Source organism: Paenibacillus glycinis, assembly GCF_009909185.1.
GTDB lineage: Bacteria > Bacillota > Bacilli > Paenibacillales > Paenibacillaceae > Paenibacillus_Z > Paenibacillus_Z glycinis.
This window is the reverse complement of the sequence record NZ_JAAAMV010000003.1, coordinates 24,246-39,838: the sequence shown is the minus strand read 5'-3', so window position 1 is coordinate 39,838 and position 15,593 is coordinate 24,246. Positions and strand designations below refer to the sequence as shown.

General features: G+C 57.4%; 16 protein-coding genes. 11 read left to right on the top strand and 5 right to left on the bottom strand.

The genetic code is table 11. From position 1 onward, the window contains the following. Window positions 1-121: 121 nt before the first annotated feature. The 3 genes from GT019_RS06890 to murJ all read left to right on the top strand — a co-directional run bounded on the left by GT019_RS06890 (window position 122) and on the right by murJ (window position 2,987). Window positions 122-502, top strand: coding sequence for an acyltransferase (locus GT019_RS06890; RefSeq protein WP_161742245.1), 381 nt, complete (start codon window positions 122-124; stop codon window positions 500-502). 81 nt (window positions 503-583) lie between these two features. After that, window positions 584-1,444: a glycosyltransferase family 2 protein gene (locus GT019_RS06885; RefSeq protein ID WP_161742242.1), complete on the top strand. Its 861-nt coding sequence runs from the start codon at window positions 584-586 to the stop codon at window positions 1,442-1,444. An 85-nt stretch (window positions 1,445-1,529) separates the two neighbouring features. After that, a complete protein-coding gene (gene murJ / locus GT019_RS06880; RefSeq protein ID WP_161742240.1) occupies window positions 1,530-2,987 on the top strand; it encodes a murein biosynthesis integral membrane protein MurJ in 1,458 nt (485 codons plus the stop codon). Between the two features lie 59 nt (window positions 2,988-3,046). On the opposite strand, the gene GT019_RS06875 is transcribed toward murJ, so the two are convergent. After that, a complete protein-coding gene (locus GT019_RS06875; RefSeq protein WP_161742239.1) occupies window positions 3,047-5,005 on the bottom strand; it encodes a glycosyl hydrolase family 28-related protein in 1,959 nt (652 codons plus the stop codon). Between the two features lie 103 nt (window positions 5,006-5,108). On the opposite strand from GT019_RS06875, the gene GT019_RS06870 reads away from it, so the two are divergent. From GT019_RS06870 to GT019_RS06850, 5 genes are all read left to right on the top strand, one after another. After that, window positions 5,109-5,618 (top strand): VanZ family protein, encoded by a 510-nt coding sequence (locus tag GT019_RS06870; protein WP_161742237.1) that lies wholly within the window; start codon window positions 5,109-5,111, stop codon window positions 5,616-5,618. Beyond that, on the top strand, window positions 5,605-5,904 hold the full coding sequence (locus tag GT019_RS06865) for a hypothetical protein (protein ID WP_161742235.1): 300 nt from the start codon (window positions 5,605-5,607) through the stop codon (window positions 5,902-5,904). The genes GT019_RS06870 and GT019_RS06865 overlap by 14 nt, the downstream gene beginning before the upstream one ends. A gap of 94 nt (window positions 5,905-5,998) precedes the next feature. Further along, window positions 5,999-6,457 carry a PilZ domain-containing protein gene (locus GT019_RS06860; protein ID WP_161742233.1) on the top strand — a complete coding sequence of 153 codons (459 nt, stop codon included), beginning with the start codon at window positions 5,999-6,001 and terminating at the stop codon, window positions 6,455-6,457. A gap of 593 nt (window positions 6,458-7,050) precedes the next feature. Then, the gene (locus tag GT019_RS06855; protein WP_161742231.1) at window positions 7,051-7,986 is read left to right on the top strand and encodes an ABC transporter ATP-binding protein; all 936 of its coding nucleotides are present in this window, start codon (window positions 7,051-7,053) and stop codon (window positions 7,984-7,986) included. Then, window positions 7,979-8,773, top strand: a complete 795-nt coding sequence (locus GT019_RS06850) for an ABC transporter permease (RefSeq protein WP_161742230.1) — start codon at window positions 7,979-7,981, stop codon at window positions 8,771-8,773. Before GT019_RS06855 ends, GT019_RS06850 begins: the two co-directional genes overlap by 8 nt. 72 nt (window positions 8,774-8,845) lie before the next feature. Here GT019_RS06850 and GT019_RS06845 read toward each other — a convergent pair whose 3' ends face one another. Next, window positions 8,846-9,292: a bactofilin family protein gene (locus tag GT019_RS06845; protein WP_161742228.1), complete on the bottom strand. Its 447-nt coding sequence runs from the start codon at window positions 9,290-9,292 to the stop codon at window positions 8,846-8,848. Between the two features lie 154 nt (window positions 9,293-9,446). Between GT019_RS06845 and cls the strand changes: the two genes are divergently transcribed. Then, complete coding sequence (cls, locus tag GT019_RS06840; protein ID WP_161742226.1) at window positions 9,447-10,874, top strand: cardiolipin synthase; 1,428 nt, start codon at window positions 9,447-9,449, stop codon at window positions 10,872-10,874. Between the two features lie 90 nt (window positions 10,875-10,964). Here the strand turns inward: cls and GT019_RS06835 are convergent, their stop codons facing one another. Together GT019_RS06835 and GT019_RS06830 are read right to left on the bottom strand one after the other, a co-directional pair. Next, window positions 10,965-12,197 (bottom strand): NAD(P)/FAD-dependent oxidoreductase, encoded by a 1,233-nt coding sequence (locus tag GT019_RS06835; protein WP_161742224.1) that lies wholly within the window; start codon window positions 12,195-12,197, stop codon window positions 10,965-10,967. Window positions 12,198-12,281: 84 nt separating this feature from the next. Then, window positions 12,282-12,494: a hypothetical protein gene (locus GT019_RS06830; RefSeq protein WP_161742222.1), complete on the bottom strand. Its 213-nt coding sequence runs from the start codon at window positions 12,492-12,494 to the stop codon at window positions 12,282-12,284. Between the two features lie 255 nt (window positions 12,495-12,749). On the opposite strand from GT019_RS06830, the gene GT019_RS06825 reads away from it, so the two are divergent. Both GT019_RS06825 and GT019_RS06820 read left to right on the top strand, forming a co-directional pair. After that, complete coding sequence (locus GT019_RS06825; RefSeq protein WP_161742220.1) at window positions 12,750-13,847, top strand: asparaginase; 1,098 nt, start codon at window positions 12,750-12,752, stop codon at window positions 13,845-13,847. A gap of 211 nt (window positions 13,848-14,058) precedes the next feature. Next, window positions 14,059-14,220: a DUF1328 domain-containing protein gene (locus GT019_RS06820; RefSeq protein ID WP_161742218.1), complete on the top strand. Its 162-nt coding sequence runs from the start codon at window positions 14,059-14,061 to the stop codon at window positions 14,218-14,220. A gap of 292 nt (window positions 14,221-14,512) precedes the next feature. On the opposite strand, the gene GT019_RS06815 is transcribed toward GT019_RS06820, so the two are convergent. Beyond that, window positions 14,513-15,370: an AraC family transcriptional regulator gene (locus GT019_RS06815; RefSeq protein WP_161742778.1), complete on the bottom strand. Its 858-nt coding sequence runs from the start codon at window positions 15,368-15,370 to the stop codon at window positions 14,513-14,515. Window positions 15,371-15,593 lie beyond the last annotated feature (223 nt).

Below are 15,593 nucleotides of genomic sequence, written 5' to 3'. Positions count from 1 at the left end.
CGTTCTAAGGGGGGTTGTTTTTCATCGGCATGCGGATCGCTGCGGTAAGCTGCTTCGCGTATGCGGATCGGTAAAGGTTAACCGGCAACCGCAGACGACCTTGAATCTAGGCAGCCATATCATGATCTACCAAAACGTTGGTTTCTATCTGGAAGAACGAGGCGCCAAGATTGAAATCGGAGACCATACGTTCATTAACCGGCGGACGGAAATCATGTGCAGGGAGCGGGTATCGATCGGCCAGCATTGCGCGATATCGTGGGATGTGACGATCATGGATACCGACTATCACCATATTAACGGCATATCGCTGGCAAGGCCTGTGGTCATCGAGGACCATGTATGGGTCGGCTGCAAGTCTACGATTTTGAAAGGCGTCACGATCGGTCAAGGATCCATTATCGCGGCCGGTTCGCTCGTGAACCGCGACGTGCCCCCTTTTTCGCTCGTGGGAGGCGTCCCGGCAAGGATTCTGAAGCGGGATGTAAAGTGGAGCAAATAAACCGGCTGCCCATTGAAAGGCAAACAATCGGAAGGCGGGATTGATCTGAACACCAAACGAATTCCTGTATCGGTTATTATCATGACGAAGAACGAAGAGAAGAATATTGCCAAATGCATTCATTCCGTTCAGCTTTTCGACGAAGTGTTCGTCGTCGACTCCGGCAGCTCGGATAATACGGCGGCTATCGCCGAACAGTTGAATGCCTTGGTCGTTCCGTTCGAATGGAACGGAATGTATCCCAAGAAGAAACAATGGTGCTTGGAAAACCTCCCGTTTCGCAATGACTGGGTGCTCTATGTCGATGCCGACGAGGAAGTCCGGCCGGAACTTGCCGAGGAAATGATGCGGGTATTTCAAGCAGGGCCGCAAGCCATGGGGTATTTCGTCGGTTATGACTACGTGTTCATGAACAAGGTGCTGCGGCGGGGACATCAGGTATACAAGCTCGTGCTGTTCAACCGCCATCACGGCAAGTTTCTCGATTACGACGATTTAGGGGCAAGCAACATGTGGGAAGTAGAAGGGCATTATCAGCCGGAAATCGCCGGGAAGGCGCAGCTTCTTCAAAGCAAGATGCTGCATTTCGACCATGACAGCATTTTCGATTATTTTTCCCGCCACAACCGTTACTCCGATTGGGAAGCGACGGTTCGAATCAAGGGGCTGCTCGACAATCCAAAAGAGTCGCAGCCGTATATCCGCGTATTGCAAAAGAAACTCTTCAACAAACTGCCATTGAAATGGTTAACGGCTTTCCTGCATTCCTATGTCTTCAAGCTCGGCTTTCTGGATGGCAAAGAAGGATTTCATTTCGCGTTCGCGAGGGCGGTCTATTATTGGCAGGTAGAGATCAAAATCTCGGAATTAAAACGAAGATCCGCGAGATCGCCGGTTTCCCCGGGTCTTGCCGGCAAGACGCCCGAAGTGAAAGCCCAATGAGAGCCGGGGCGAGCTTATGAACGCAAAGCTTAACTCTGCTTCCAGGCAGTCATCATGGCTCCTTCTCATCGGGTTGTTTTCATCCATGCTGGGCTTTTATCGGGAAATTCAGATCGCTTCGCTGTACGGCGTCTCGATCGAGGCGGATATGTTCTACATAGGCACGCTGCTGCCCGAATTCATCATCGCGGTTTTGGGAACGGCTTCGGCGAATATTTTTATGCGCCAGTACCACATTTCGCAGGAGAAAAAGGACTTCGCCTGGACGGTTTTCGTATTGCTTGGCGGCGTCTTGATCTTGATTTGCGCCATTCTGTTCGTCGCATTCCCGTTCATTGCCCGTTTCATCGCGCCAGGGTTCACGGACGGCGATTTGTCCGTTTTGACGCAAATGGGACGCATCATGCTCGGTTCGCTGGTCTCGTCCGTCTTCTTCGGGGTAATAACCGCTTCGCTCAATATGAACGGCCGCTTCTACATGGCAGGTCTTCATGGACTGCTGTATAACTTCATCCTTATCGCTTCGACATTTATTTTTGTTCCGCATCTAGGCATATATGGATTGGCTTGGAGTTATCTAGGCGCTAACGTGATCCGAATCGTGCTGTTGCTGCCCTTCTCGTGGAAGTTTTTCGGTCGGTTCGATTTCGGGTTGACGCTCGCCTATTGGAGAGAATTGCCGAAGGGCACGACAACGTACGTGTTGACGGGACTACAGCAAATCTTCGAACGTTCTTTCGCAACGAGCATTCAGGCCGGCGCCGTTGCCGCGCTGAGCTACGCGGGCAGAATCGCCAATTTGCCCATCCTTCTCTTCATCAACTCGGTTCTGACCGTCACGTATCCGATGATGATTAAGCAGGCAGAGGAAGAGCGGCGCGAACGTTTGAGCGAAACCGTCGTGCTTACGCTGAAGATCGTCCTTGTCAGCTTGATCTGCATTGAATTGTACTTGCTGCTCTTCCGCGGCACGCTATTCTCGCTGCTCTTCCAATACGGCAAATTCGGCGAGAAAGACAGCCGAACGCTTTCGGAGCTGCTCGTGTTATTCGCTCCCGTCGTATTGCTGGCGGGCATCAACCAGGTGCTGCTTAAAACCGCGCACGCCATCGGCAAAAACATGTTGACGGCCGTGGCGCTGATCGCGGCGATTACCGTTTACGTTTTGGCGGCTAAGCTGCTGCATGTGCTGGGAATCGACTCGCTGGTATGGGCGCTGCTCATCTATAATGCCGTCATGACGGCGGTCTTATGGGGGGGCATTACCGGAAGCAGGCGCGGGTCGCTGCCGATTCCGATCCGGTTCGGACGATTCGCGCCCGTATGCCTGGCAGGCGGCATTACCTGGGGAGGTCTCTCGCTGCTGCCGGAGTCCGGATTCATCGGTTTTCTGGCATACAGCGTCCTCTATTTCCTGTCATTTGCCGTTCTTATGTATGGGTTTGATCGTGAAGTGCGAGGGCATGTCCAAAGATTATTGAATAGAAAAGCAGCAATGTCCGAGGAGAAGCCGTCACTTTCTACGAACGTGGCGGAATCCTAGATTGCCGCTCATAATTGGCCGTCATCCCGATTAAGATCTATTTATCGGGGATGCGGTACTCATAAGATCTTTTTCCAAGCGAAGGTACCGTTAGCGTTTTTTACGGAGACGTATACGCTGCCGTCGCTGCCGGCTTTCTCCACATAAGCGAACGTGCCGCGATTGGAGTCGGTTGCTGTCGGAAGCGTCGTGTAAAGAAGCATTTTTGCGTCGCCGCCCACGACCCCGAACGGCTGCCAGTTGTTCGCGGCTACGCAGACCCACCCTGCTTCTTTGCCGTATACCGGCTGCCGGTTAAGCACGAGATCGCCCGTTGCTCCTCCGGAGGTCGGCTTGGATTGCGCATACCGGATTTCCGATCCGAGATTGAGCTTGTAACCGCTCAGCAACTCGGAAGCGTACGGCGCCTCCGTCGTAATCCCCGGTACGAGGTACATGGCAAGCAGGTCGAGCTCGAGTTTTTGGTACACGACGAGGTCGATAATATCCGAATTCGTGGCCGGTATCTGAGTGGTTAACGTAAACAGCTGATTACCGGAAGGAAGGATCAACGTACGGTCATTGACGCCGTTGCCGCCGTAGTCCACGTAGAGATCGATGCTTTTGCCGGTTTGGTTTCGACCGGTAATGAAGAGCGTATAGGCCGAGTACTTATTGAATCGCTCGATTGCTCTGGTTCTTAGACGGTACGGTGTTCCGGGCGCGGTCAGGCTCTGCGTGATTTTGCAGCCGGCGGGAGCGAGCTGCGCGAACGAATAGGAACCCGAAGGCGTTTCGACGCCGAAGGGAACGCCGTTCGGCTGATCGGAGTAGAACGACGGATTTTTCAACATGTTATTGCCGGATTGTCCGCTCAGCGGGATGGTTCTGCGTTCGGTTTTATAGTTCTGGTTGGCAAACGGCGTAACGTCCTCGAAGCCGAGCATGGTAACCGCATTCACCGGATCGAGTATGACCGGACCATGCGTCGTATCGGGATGATTGGTTTGACTGTAATAGTTTCGCTTGCCGACGATAATTCTGCGGGAATCGGTAGAAGCGGGATCTACTTGCACGATGTAGCCTTTCATTCCGTTGTAAGTCGTAATCGCGTAATGATCAAGCCTGCAGCCGTCGATCAGTACGTTCGTGCTTCCGCCGTAGACGCCGACGAATGCCGGAAAGGTCGCTTCCGCATGGCATTCGAGGATCGAGATCGCATGGGAGTCGTCCAAGCGGATAAGCGGCTCCGTGATCGCATTGTTTACGGTGGTCGACATCGTGGCGCGAATGGCTTCTTTTTGCTCGGGCGTATACGCCGTGCTGTTGGCGATGGCCGGCGGCAGGACCGCTTGGTATTCCGATCTCTCGAAAGCACTGTCCGTGATATGCACGCTGACGGAATTTTTCAGCCAGAGATGAGGGTAATTATTGACGGCCCTGGAAAAGAAGCAGTTGTCGAACGACGCGCACATGAATAAGTTTTCAAGCAAGACGCCCGTTCCGTTGTAGCCCGTTTCTGACCAGAACCTGCAATTGTTGAACGAGAGCATATAGGCGCCGACGCCGCCCGTATTGTTCTGCGCGGATCGGTTTCCTTGAATATATACGCCGTATTTGCCGGTTCCGCAAGCGCTTGAGAAGAATCGGTTGAACATTTGATGCGCGCCTTGGGGAAGTCCTACGCCGCTTCCGTTGCGATGGTTGATGTAGAAGTCTTCGAATAGAACGGTATCGGCGATAGTCTTATCCGAATAAATAGCGAATCCCGTGCCTGCATACAGAATGCCGGAACTGTACATGCCCGCGCCTTTGATCGTGATGCCCGAACCTTGGGTGCCGGCCGTATTCGGTCGATTGACATTCGGAAGCACCAGTGTGGACGAGGTTTTGAATTTGCCGGGCGGAAGCCACACAACGCCGCCTCCCGCACTAAAAGCGGCATTTATGGCGTTTTGTAACGCGGCGGTATCGTCCGCTGTTCCGTTTCCGACTGCTCCGTAAGATGTGACGCTGAAAATGCCTGCTGGATCTGCCATTCATATCCCTCCTAAACGATAGTTTGTTTCTATTAATTTTATGCAGGCAGATGAAGTTATGATAGAGTCAGCGACCCATATGCAGCGCAGAAAGGAGGCTTATATGGAGGGGACCGGTAAAACTGTGATCATATTCAAGCTGCTCTTCCTGTTCGGCTGGATTTTCCTTATCTTTCTTTTTTCCTCCCAATCGTACGAAGAACAAAGCATCATCCCGTTTTTAAGCAAGCATTTCTCGGAACGGGCGGCAACCGAGGTTCTTCCGGACATGGATTTTTATTATTTTCATCATGAATATTCCAACGCGAAGAAACCTTTTGATTTGATAGAATTTTTATTTCGCAAAGGCGCGCATTTGTTCATCTATGCCGTGCTTGCATTTTTGGCAGCGACAGCGTTACGGGCCGGGGATAAGCCGCGTTATTGGCTGCTCGTTCCGCTGCTCGTCGCAGTATCAGTCGCGAAGGTCGATGAATGGAATCAATCGTTTACGGTCGGAAGAACCTCCAATCCGAAAGATATTCTCATCGATGCGATAGGCGGCGTTATGGGACTCGGATGCTATATCATTTTGCGCAAGCTGCGTTTGGGGAATCGGAATGAAAAACGATAACAAAGCCGACGGCAAGCGGGTTCATAGCGGAGCAGGTGAAAACATAGACGAAGGATCGCGAGAATGGATGGATGAAGCCATCTTTACCGCAAGAAGCGCAAGGGAATCCATCGTGTCTATTCATCATTCGCTCCATGCGCTTGTCCGGCACTTGGCCGACCTGCGGCGTCAACTAGACGATGTCGGCACCGCGACTAACGGCCATTGGAAACCTCTTGAATGTATAGATACAATTTGTATTACAGATGATAAAGGCGCAATAAATGACCAGGAATACAACGTCTAGCCGCACGAAAAGAGATTTCGCACGGTTTAAATCGATGTCTATATTGATACATTTTGTATCAGTTTACTTTAACCATCGAAAGGAGGAAGCTTGCATGAATAGCAAACCTACCCATGCACGCGTCAATGCGGGGCGACTCCGGATTTTTAACGGGGTGAAGGTTACGGTAGCGATTGCGGATGCGCTCGGAAGCCATACCAAATCGAGAACAACGCCCGTAATGATCCAAGATCTGAGCCCGACAGGCATGCGATTCATGACGCATCTGCGGTTTCCGGTAAGCAAGGACTATTGCATCCGGACATCCGTCGCGTTCGGGGCATGGGAGTTCAACTTGGTGGGAAATGTAGCCTGGAGAAGCAAGGAAGAGAATATCTACGTCTATGGGTGTACGTTCGTCCACGACGAACAAATGCAGCAAGCGCTTGCCGCGGCGCTCAAAGAGAAACTCGCGCAGATGATCCCCGCACGCCGCCGTATTCTCGACATGTACGAACATCTATTGAGGGTCACCTTGAAACCCGCGGCACCTTACTTGGATCGAAGTCTATGAGAGCTGTAACCATGAAACGGCTGTTGAGCGGAGGCCGTTTTTCCTATGCCACAACTTGAAAGCGCATACAATCCGGTTGGCCGACAAATTTCCTACTCCCATTATTGACAATTGGCGAATGTTGTCATATTCTAGATTTGTCGATACGAAACGTAACATATACTACAAAGTTTGCTACAAATAGTATATAGAGTGGGAAAAGGGAGGCGTAATAATGTCGGATTACCGTTTTTGCTGCGTGGGGTGCGGCAAGCTGATGGCGAAGGAGGAAGCCGGACAATTATTCCGGACGGGATTCTATCGCGGAAACATCCCTCTCGGCTGCTGCAAGGTTTGCGCGGAATCCTTCCTGAAGCCCGAGGAGGAAGCGCCGAAGAACAGCCGGACCAATAGGCCTCTTGACGGCGATGCTCCTTTTCAAGCGCATTCGTCCTTTGCGGACAATAGACCGTTGATCTACAGCGCATGATCGGGACGGGACGTTTTATTGCGGCCTAGGGCCTATGCCTTCCAATCGCTTCCTCTATTCGGTATACTGATGGGGATGATACGCGACCAAGCTATTATTCTTCGCGGATACAGGGGGTACGTCAATGGGTTATGGGACCGTTTCGGACGAGCAGCCGGTCGTCAGGCTTCAGCAGGTGACGAAAGTGATCGGCACTCGGACGATTATAGACGGCTTGACGCTCGATATTCCGAGAGCGGAAGTATTGGGATTCCTGGGGCCGAACGGCTCCGGCAAGACGACGACGATCCGGATGATGGTCGGGTTGATGCGCATGACCAAGGGCGACGTGCTCATCGGCGGACACAGCGTCCGCACCGAATACGAGCAGGCGATCCGGCATGTCGGCGCGATCGTCGAGAATCCGGAAATGTACAAATATTTGACGGGGTATCAAAATCTGCTTCACTTCTCCCGAATGGTGCCCGGCATCACGAGCCAGCGGATCGACGAGGTCGTCCAACTGGTCGGGTTGAAGGAGCGCATCCACGACAAGGTAAAGACGTACTCGCTCGGCATGCGCCAGCGGCTGGGCGTGGCGCAGGCGATCATGCATAAGCCGTCGCTGCTCATTCTGGACGAGCCGACGAACGGGCTCGACCCCGCGGGCATTCGCGAGCTGCGCGATTACTTGCGCAAGCTGGCCAAGGACGAGGGCATCGCCGTGTTCGTCTCCAGCCACTTGCTCAGCGAGATGGAGCTGATGTGCGACCGGGTCGCCATCATCCAAGGCGGCAAGCTGATCGACGTCAGGACGGTTCAGAGCAGCGCGCAGCTGGCCGAGACCAGCGGTCCCGTCGTATTCGAGGTGGACCGGCCGGACGAAGCCGTGGAACTGCTGGCGAAGCATGAGGCGGCCAGGGTGGAAGAAGGGGCGCTTGTTCGCGCGGACCGGGACACGGTCGCGCTGATCAACGCGGAGCTTGTCGGCGCGGGCATTAAAGTGTACGGCATCCGCATTCTGAACAAATCGCTCGAGGATCAATTCCTGGAGATGACGGGAGGTGGGCAGCTTGTATAACTTCCTGCAGCTGGTCCGCAACGAGAACATGAAGATATACCGGCGCATCGGCACCTGGATCATGTTCGGCATCATCCTGCTGATCGTCGTCGGCGTGAGCATCCTGTCCAAAGCGTTCGACGAGGGCGGAGGCTCCATGTGGACGGTCATGAACAACATCGAATCGTTCACGTACCTGCTGATCACGATTTTCACCGTCGTCGTCTCCGCCGAAAGCGTGGCGGGCGAATTCTCCTCCGGCACGATCAAGCTGCTGCTGATCCGGCCGTGGAGCCGTTCCAAGATTCTGCTGTCCAAATACATCGCGCTGCTGATCTTCGCGATTCTGTTGTCGCTCCTGATGCTGCTGAGCTCGTTCGTGCTGAACCTGATCCTGTTCGGCTACGGCGACGCGAAGACGGCGAGCGATGCGCTGGGCGTCGCCAACGGCTCCGGACCGTTCAGCTACATGATGCAGGTGTACGTGCTGGATTACCTCGGGCTGATCATGATCGTCACGCTGAGCTTCATGCTCTCGACGCTGTTCCGCAGCGGGGGGCTGGCCATCGGACTGTCGATGTTCATCTATTTCTTCGGCCTGATCGCGAGCGGCCTGCTCTCGATGCTGGACTACAAGTGGGTCGATTACCTGCTGTTCCTGCACTTGAACCTGAAGGAGTACCTGAGCAGCAAGGAAATCGCGCACGGCATGACGATGGGCTTCTCGCTCGCGGTGCTGGCCGTCTACTATATCGTCTTCGTCGGCATTACGTGGCTGGTCTTCAACAAGCGGGACGTGGCGACGTAATTGCCCGGGTACCTTCAAAAAGGGAGCGCAGCCGTCTATTCCGACCGGCTGTCGCTCCCTTTCTTCGTTTTATTAACCGGCTTGCCGGGATTTTTCCTTGGCGGCGTTTTCCTTAGCCTGCTGATGCGGATGCTGCGGCGGATCGCCCTCCTGCAGATGGCGAGGTTTGGCCTCCGTTTGTCGTTCCATGCGACAATTGCCGTTGTAAATCCCCCCGTCCTGAATGAGAATCGCGTGCGCGAGGACGTTGCCGTGCAGCTGGCCGGAAGCGGTGATGGTCAAGCGGCCCTTCACGTTGATATCGCCGTAGACCTTGCCCGCCACGGTCAAATCGTGCGCCGCGATGGCGGCCCGGGCGATGCCGTATTCGCCGACGACGACGTCGCTCTTGCATTCGATCTCGCCCCGGAATTCCCCTTCGATCCGTATGCCGGCATCGCTGATCAGCTTGCCTTCCACGTGCGTCCCTTGTCCGATGGACGTCTCGGCGTAATCGCTTCGTTTGGATTCTTTGAACATCCGTCGATTCATCCTCCTTCCTTCGGTGGTAACGTGCTATTAGCTATTTATTCCCGGGCGAATGGAAACATGCCTTCAAAAGATGTATATGCCCTGCTGGGAGAGTTAAAGCTAGACAGACGAGGCTTCGGCGAGCCGACGGGGGAGGAACGCAATGATTTGGGCATTGGCCGTACTGATCGTGTTTATCTTTCAAATCGCGACGATTCTCGTCCTGGAATTCCGCCGTCCATCCAAAACGATAGCCTGGCTGGTCATTCTGTTCGTGCTGCCGATCATCGGGTTCGTCATGTATTATTTCCTGGCGCAGGAATACAGACGCCGCAGAACGATGCGCCGAAGAGGCGTCGTCACCAAGGAAACGATGCTGCAGGCGCTGCTGCGGTGCAAGCTCGTGAATCGGCTGGAAGACATGCAAGGCGACGCGTTCAAGCATCAGGAACGGCTGTACCGCACGCTGCAAAGCATGGCGTTCTCGCCGATCACGAGCTGCAACGAGACGACCGTGCTGACGAACGGCGAGGCGACGTACGCGGCGATATTGGAGGCGGTCGAGGCGGCGCGGCATCATGTGCATGTCGAATTTTACACGATCCGGGACGACGTCGTCGGGCGAAAGCTGAAGGAGGCGCTCATTCGGAAAGCGCGGGCGGGCGTGGAGGTCCGGGTGATCTACGACGGCCTCGGCAGCCTGGAGCTGCACGCGTCCTATATCCGCGAGCTGGAGCGGGCGGGCATCGAGACGAGATGCTTCCTGCCCGCGCGCCTGGCGTTCTTCAGCAAGCGCATGAATTTCCGCAATCATCGCAAAATCGTCGTCGTCGACGGACTGGTCGGCTTCGTCGGAGGCATCAATATCGGCGACGAATACCTCGGCGGCAATCCGAAGCTGGGCTTCTGGCGGGATACGCATCTGCGGCTGCGCGGGGATTCGGTCTATTTTCTGCAGGAAGTATTCATGCAGGACTGGTGGTTTACCTCGCGCAAGCGGCTGACGAACCCGGCGTATCTGCCGGCGCACGACTGCACGGGACGGGAGCAGGTGCAAATCGTGGCCAGCGGGCCGAACAACAAGGACGCGGCCATCCTGGAATCCGTGTTCGCCGCCGTATCCGTCGCCAAGTCGCGGATCTATATCACGACGCCGTATTTCATCCCGGATCCCAGCGTGCTGATGGCGCTGCGCACCGCGGCCATGAGCGGGGTCGACGTTCGCCTCATCATCCCGTACGTGGCCGATACGAAGCTCGTCTTGTTCGCGTCGCTCTCGTACGTGGAGGAAATGCTGTCGGCGGGCGTGCGGGTCTATCGGTACCACAATGGGTTCGTGCATGCGAAGGTGATGATCGTCGACGAGCTGCTCGCCTCGGTGGGAACGGCGAACATGGACATGCGGAGCTTCTTCAGCAATTTCGAGATCAACGCGCTGCTGTTCGATCCGCAGGCGATCAAGCGGTTGGAGCACGACTTCGTGCGGGATTTGGCGTCGTGCGAGGAAGTGAACCGTTCGCATTTCCAGAAGCGATCCGCCTGGCAGAAGGCCGGAGAGATAGCCGCGAGAATGCTTTCGCCGCTCCTGTGAGGGAGCGGCTTTTTGGACTGCGCGATGGGCGATGCGAGAATAGGGGGATGCGGGATCGGTTGAAGCCGGTCGGGGCATCGGCGGAGCGGGTCAGGCGTTTTGCAGCGAGCGGCGGCCCAGTCCGACGATGGGGGAGATCGGGTTGTCGCGTCCGTTGATCAGATCGCGAAGCAGGAGGGAGCCCATCATGCTGTAGACGGTGCCGTTGCCGCCGTAGCCGAGGCAGTAATAGACCCGCGGCCACTTCGGGTCCTCCCCGATGAAGGGCAGATTATCCCGCGACACCGCGAACGTCGCGTTCCACTCGTACTCCGGCTGCACGGAGAAAGAGGGGAACAGCTCCTTGACGCGTTCGGCGAGCTTGTTCGCCAACTTTTCCCGCGCGCCGCGTCCCGCCAGCGGATGGCCGTTCGGTTCGTCGTAGCCCCCGGCAATGACGCGTCCGTCATTCGCGAGTCGCGTATAGAAGTACGGCCTGGCGGTTTCCCAGATCAAATAATGGCCGTGCCAGGGCGTCAGATCGGGCTGCGGCTCCGTGACGATGACGCTTGTCCGGTTCATCTCCGAGCGGATGAGCTGACCGCGCAATTCTTCCGGCTCGTAGCCGACGGCGTAGACGACGTGGCGGGCCGAGACGATTGCGCCCGTCGCGGTGCGCAGCGCGTGAAGGCCTTGCTCGTCCGTCTCATGGCCGGTTATGTCCGTGTCTTCGTATACCCCGAGTCCGAACTTCGCGGCGGCGGCGTCGACGACGGCATGCACGAAGCGGTACGGGTTGACCTGCGCATCGCCGTGGGTGACGACGGCGCCCGGCTTGCGGAACGGGAAGTGGCTGCCGATCCGCTCCGGCTCCCAATATTCCACGTCGAAGCCGTTCGCGTGCAGATTCGCGTATTCTTCCTTCAGCTTCGGCACGTCCTGCTCCGAGCTGGCGTAATACAGGCTGCTTCTGCGTTTGAACTCCGTATCGACGGAAAACTTGCAGGCGACGCGCTCGAGCTCCTTCACGGCCGTCTCGCAGGCTTTGTAGAACAGGACCGCCTGCCGTTCGCCGATCTGGGCGATGAGGTCCGTCAGCATGACGTCGTTGCAAAATTGCAGCAGGCCCGTATTCGCGAGCGAGCTGCCGCCCGCTACCTTCTCCCGTTCGAGGAGAACGGTCCGCAGCCCGTTTTGGGCAAGGACGTAGCTGCAAATCGCGCCGGACATTCCGCCGCCGACGACGGCGACGTCGGCTTGGACGGATTGTTGCAGCGACGGATAAGTTTTGCTGTGCGGCAGGGTCTCCTGCCAATATAAGCGACCCTCGTGTAAATTCTTCATTTCATCATGCCTCCCGCGGCTATTATGCCCGTTTCCGGTCATAAAAAAGAGGGGCAAGCCCCTCTTTTTGCGCCATGCGCCGATTTATTCTTGAATGGGATCGGGCACGAGACCTTCTTCCTGCAGCTGGCTGTTCGTCTTCATGTCCTTCATGTCATGGCCGAGGCGCTTCAAATCCTGCATGTCCTGCACCATGGAGCCGTTTTTCGCGCTCTCGATCGGCTCGGACTTTCTGCCCGCCTGCCCGGCTGACGACGCCTTCGGCAGTTCGCTCGGCAATGGGTTCAATGCGGTCAAGGTCGACAACTCCTTTCGGATGCGGCTTATGCTTACATACACGCGCGGGCGCAAGTTTGAAACAAAGCGGGTTGGATTTGGGCTCGGATAGCCATGCAGAGGCTCTCGAGCGGAACGCCGGGGACCATTGGGACCGGGCTGCGTTCGATGCGCCGGGCAGGCCGGAAGGACGGTAGGAGAAACGGGTACTTCCGTGGTAAAATAAGTTTTTGAAATCATGCGCGCATCAGCTCGGAAATGGCAGGGGATAACAGGATGAAAATGATCAATGACGCACCTTCCGCGGCGGACGTGCTGGGGGTCCCGCTCGTGCGGACGACGCGCGGCGGCGCCGTCGAAAACGTGCACGGCGGCCATGCCGCGGTCGTCTCGGCGAACGGGGACATTCTCGCGGAAGCGGGAGATGCTTCGATCTGGACGTACATGCGCTCGACGGCCAAGCCGGTCCAGGCGCTGCCGGCTATACTCGGCGGCGTCGCGGAGGCGTACGGCCTGGGCGACGACATGCTCGCGCTGATGTGCGCCTCGCATCAGGGCACGCCGGCGCATGTCGCCGTGCTGGAGCGCATGCTCGCGCTCACGGGCGTGGAGGAAGAGCAGCTCGTGTTCGGGCCGCAGCTGCCCGCGAACGCGGAAGCCCGCGACGAGGTGATCCGGCGCGGCGGACAGCCGCGCAAGCTGTACCATGTGTGCGCGGGCAAGCACATCGGCATGCTCGCGCTGTGCAAGCTGCGCGGCTGGCCGATGGACACCTACGCGGAGCGGGAGCACCCGCTGCAGCAGGAGCTGCTTCGGACGGTCGCCGCGCTCGCGGAGCTGGAGCCGGAAGCCGTCGGCTGCGCCATCGACGGCTGCGGCCTGCCCGTCTTCGCGCTGCCGTTATGGCGGCTCGCGCTCATCTACGCGCGCTTCGCCGCGTGGGATGCCGCCGCCGGCCCCGGCGGCATCGCCGGCGCAGCGCCCGCCGCGGCATCGCCGGCGGGCAGCGCCTACGCCGCGGCGGCGGGACGCATCGCCGCCGCCATGCGCAGCCATCCGGGCCTCGTGGAGGGGCCGGGCCGGCTGGCGAGCCTCATGCTCGGCGACGGGAACGTCGTCGCCAAGAGCGGCGCGCAGGGCGTCTTCGTCTTCGCCCTGCGCCGGGAAGGCATCGCCGGCGTCGTCAAGCTCGCCGACGGCGGCGAAACGCCTTGGCCGGAAGCCGTATGCGGGATACTCGAGCAGATGGGCCTCGGCGAGGAAATCATTGCCAGCATTCGGCGGCATATGCCGCCGGAGATGCGCAACGATGCCGGCCAGGTCGTCGGCCGCCGCGAGCCGAGCTTTCGATTGCGGATCAACGCCCGCGATTAGCGGCATCGACCGCGGAATCGTCCCTCCGGATTGCTGCCTTTCAGGCCGCGGTCCGGAGGGCTTTTTTCGTTCGTCCGGTGCCGCTGCCGGATTGCGACCGGGAACGATCGGAATCGCGAACCGCGTTTCAAGCTCTCCGCGGACGGTGTATAAGCCAAGTAAGCAAGTGCAGGGCAACACCAAAATACAAGCAACCGAAAGGGTGACGGTTATGTTGGGTTACGCGGTTTTGTTCTTCATCATTGCAGTGGTGGCGGGGGTGCTGGGCTTCTTCACGCTGGCTTCGGCCGCTGCGGGGATTGCGAAGATCTTGTTCGTCGTATTCATCATTTTGTTCATCCTGTCGTTCTTCTTCGGCAGAAGACGGGTTTAACTCGGCTGCATCGGGGAGACAATGAACGAAAGCGGAGGGCGGACTTGTGCCGCCGGCCGGCCGATCGTCGCGACGGTCGCGGCAACGGCGGAGTTTACGCGGTCGCCGCGTTCGGAAGAGCTCCGGCGCAGCAGATTTGCCACGGCCGGGAGCAGTAGTCGAAGCACTATCGATAGCCTTTGGAGACGCCGATGTCTCCGAAGGCTATCTTTGCGTGCGTTCCTTCTCGTTGCAGGCGCTGCGTGTTAGCCGTATGCTTGCAGCTTCAACTCACCTTGCCTTGACCCGCCGCCTACAAGGCCTTCATCGCTTCCCGGTACGCCGTGGGCGACTGGCCGTAGAAGCGGCGGAATTGCTTGGAGAAGTAAAGCGGGTCCTGGAAACCGACGGAAGCGGCGATCTGTTCCACGGTCAGCTCCAGCCGCTCGCGCAGCAGCAGATGCGCCTTGTCGATCCGCAGCTTGAGCAGGAAGGTGACGGGCGTCACGCCGGTCTGCCGTTTGAACAGCCGGGACAAATACGCGCGGTTGTAGCCGAGCGAATCCGCCATGTTTTCGATGGAGATCGGCTCGGCGTACTGCGTGGACAAATACCGCAGCACCTGCTGCGTCAGCGCCTCGCCCTCGTCGCCGCGCTGCTGAGCCGCGGCGTCGGCTTCCGTCAGCGCCGACGCGTATTCCGCGAACAGCAGCTGCAGATAGCCCGCGGCGCGTAGATGGGCGGAGCGGTCGTTGTGGCGAAAAGCGCGCATAATATGATGGAACAGCACCGCGATGCGCGGATTGCGCCCCGTATCGAGCAGCGGCGAGGCGGGCTCGAGGCCGGTTTCCGCGACGAGCGCCTGCGCGGGGCCGCCATGGAATGCGATCCAGCGGTAGCGCCAAGGATCCGCTTCGCTGGACTCGTAGCTGATCAGCTGCTCGGGATGGATCAGGAACGTATGGCCGGCGCGCAGCTCATGCCGGATGCCCGCGCAGACGAAGCTGCCGGAACCGGACAGGACGTGATGCATCAGATAGAAATCGTACACCTTGGGCCCGATCAGGTGGCCCGGCTTCGTTTGGCTTTCGCCGGCGAACAGGACATATAAATCACCATGCGAATCGGGCACGGGATTGGACAGGACCGTATAGGTCGTTGGCAGCTCCATCATGAGGAAACCCCTTCGTTTACAATTCATCCATCTCACATCCATTGTAGCATACGGCCGCCCGGCCGCTCGATAGGAGGTCACAAAATTCCATCCAATGCTCACATCGTACCATTTCACTCGGCCTTGTCTTCGACTATACTGATTTTAGCAAGCGAAGCGAAATACGGCCTCGGGCCATGCTCGTTCACTACAGTTGGCAAAGGCAACTAATTCCATGGAA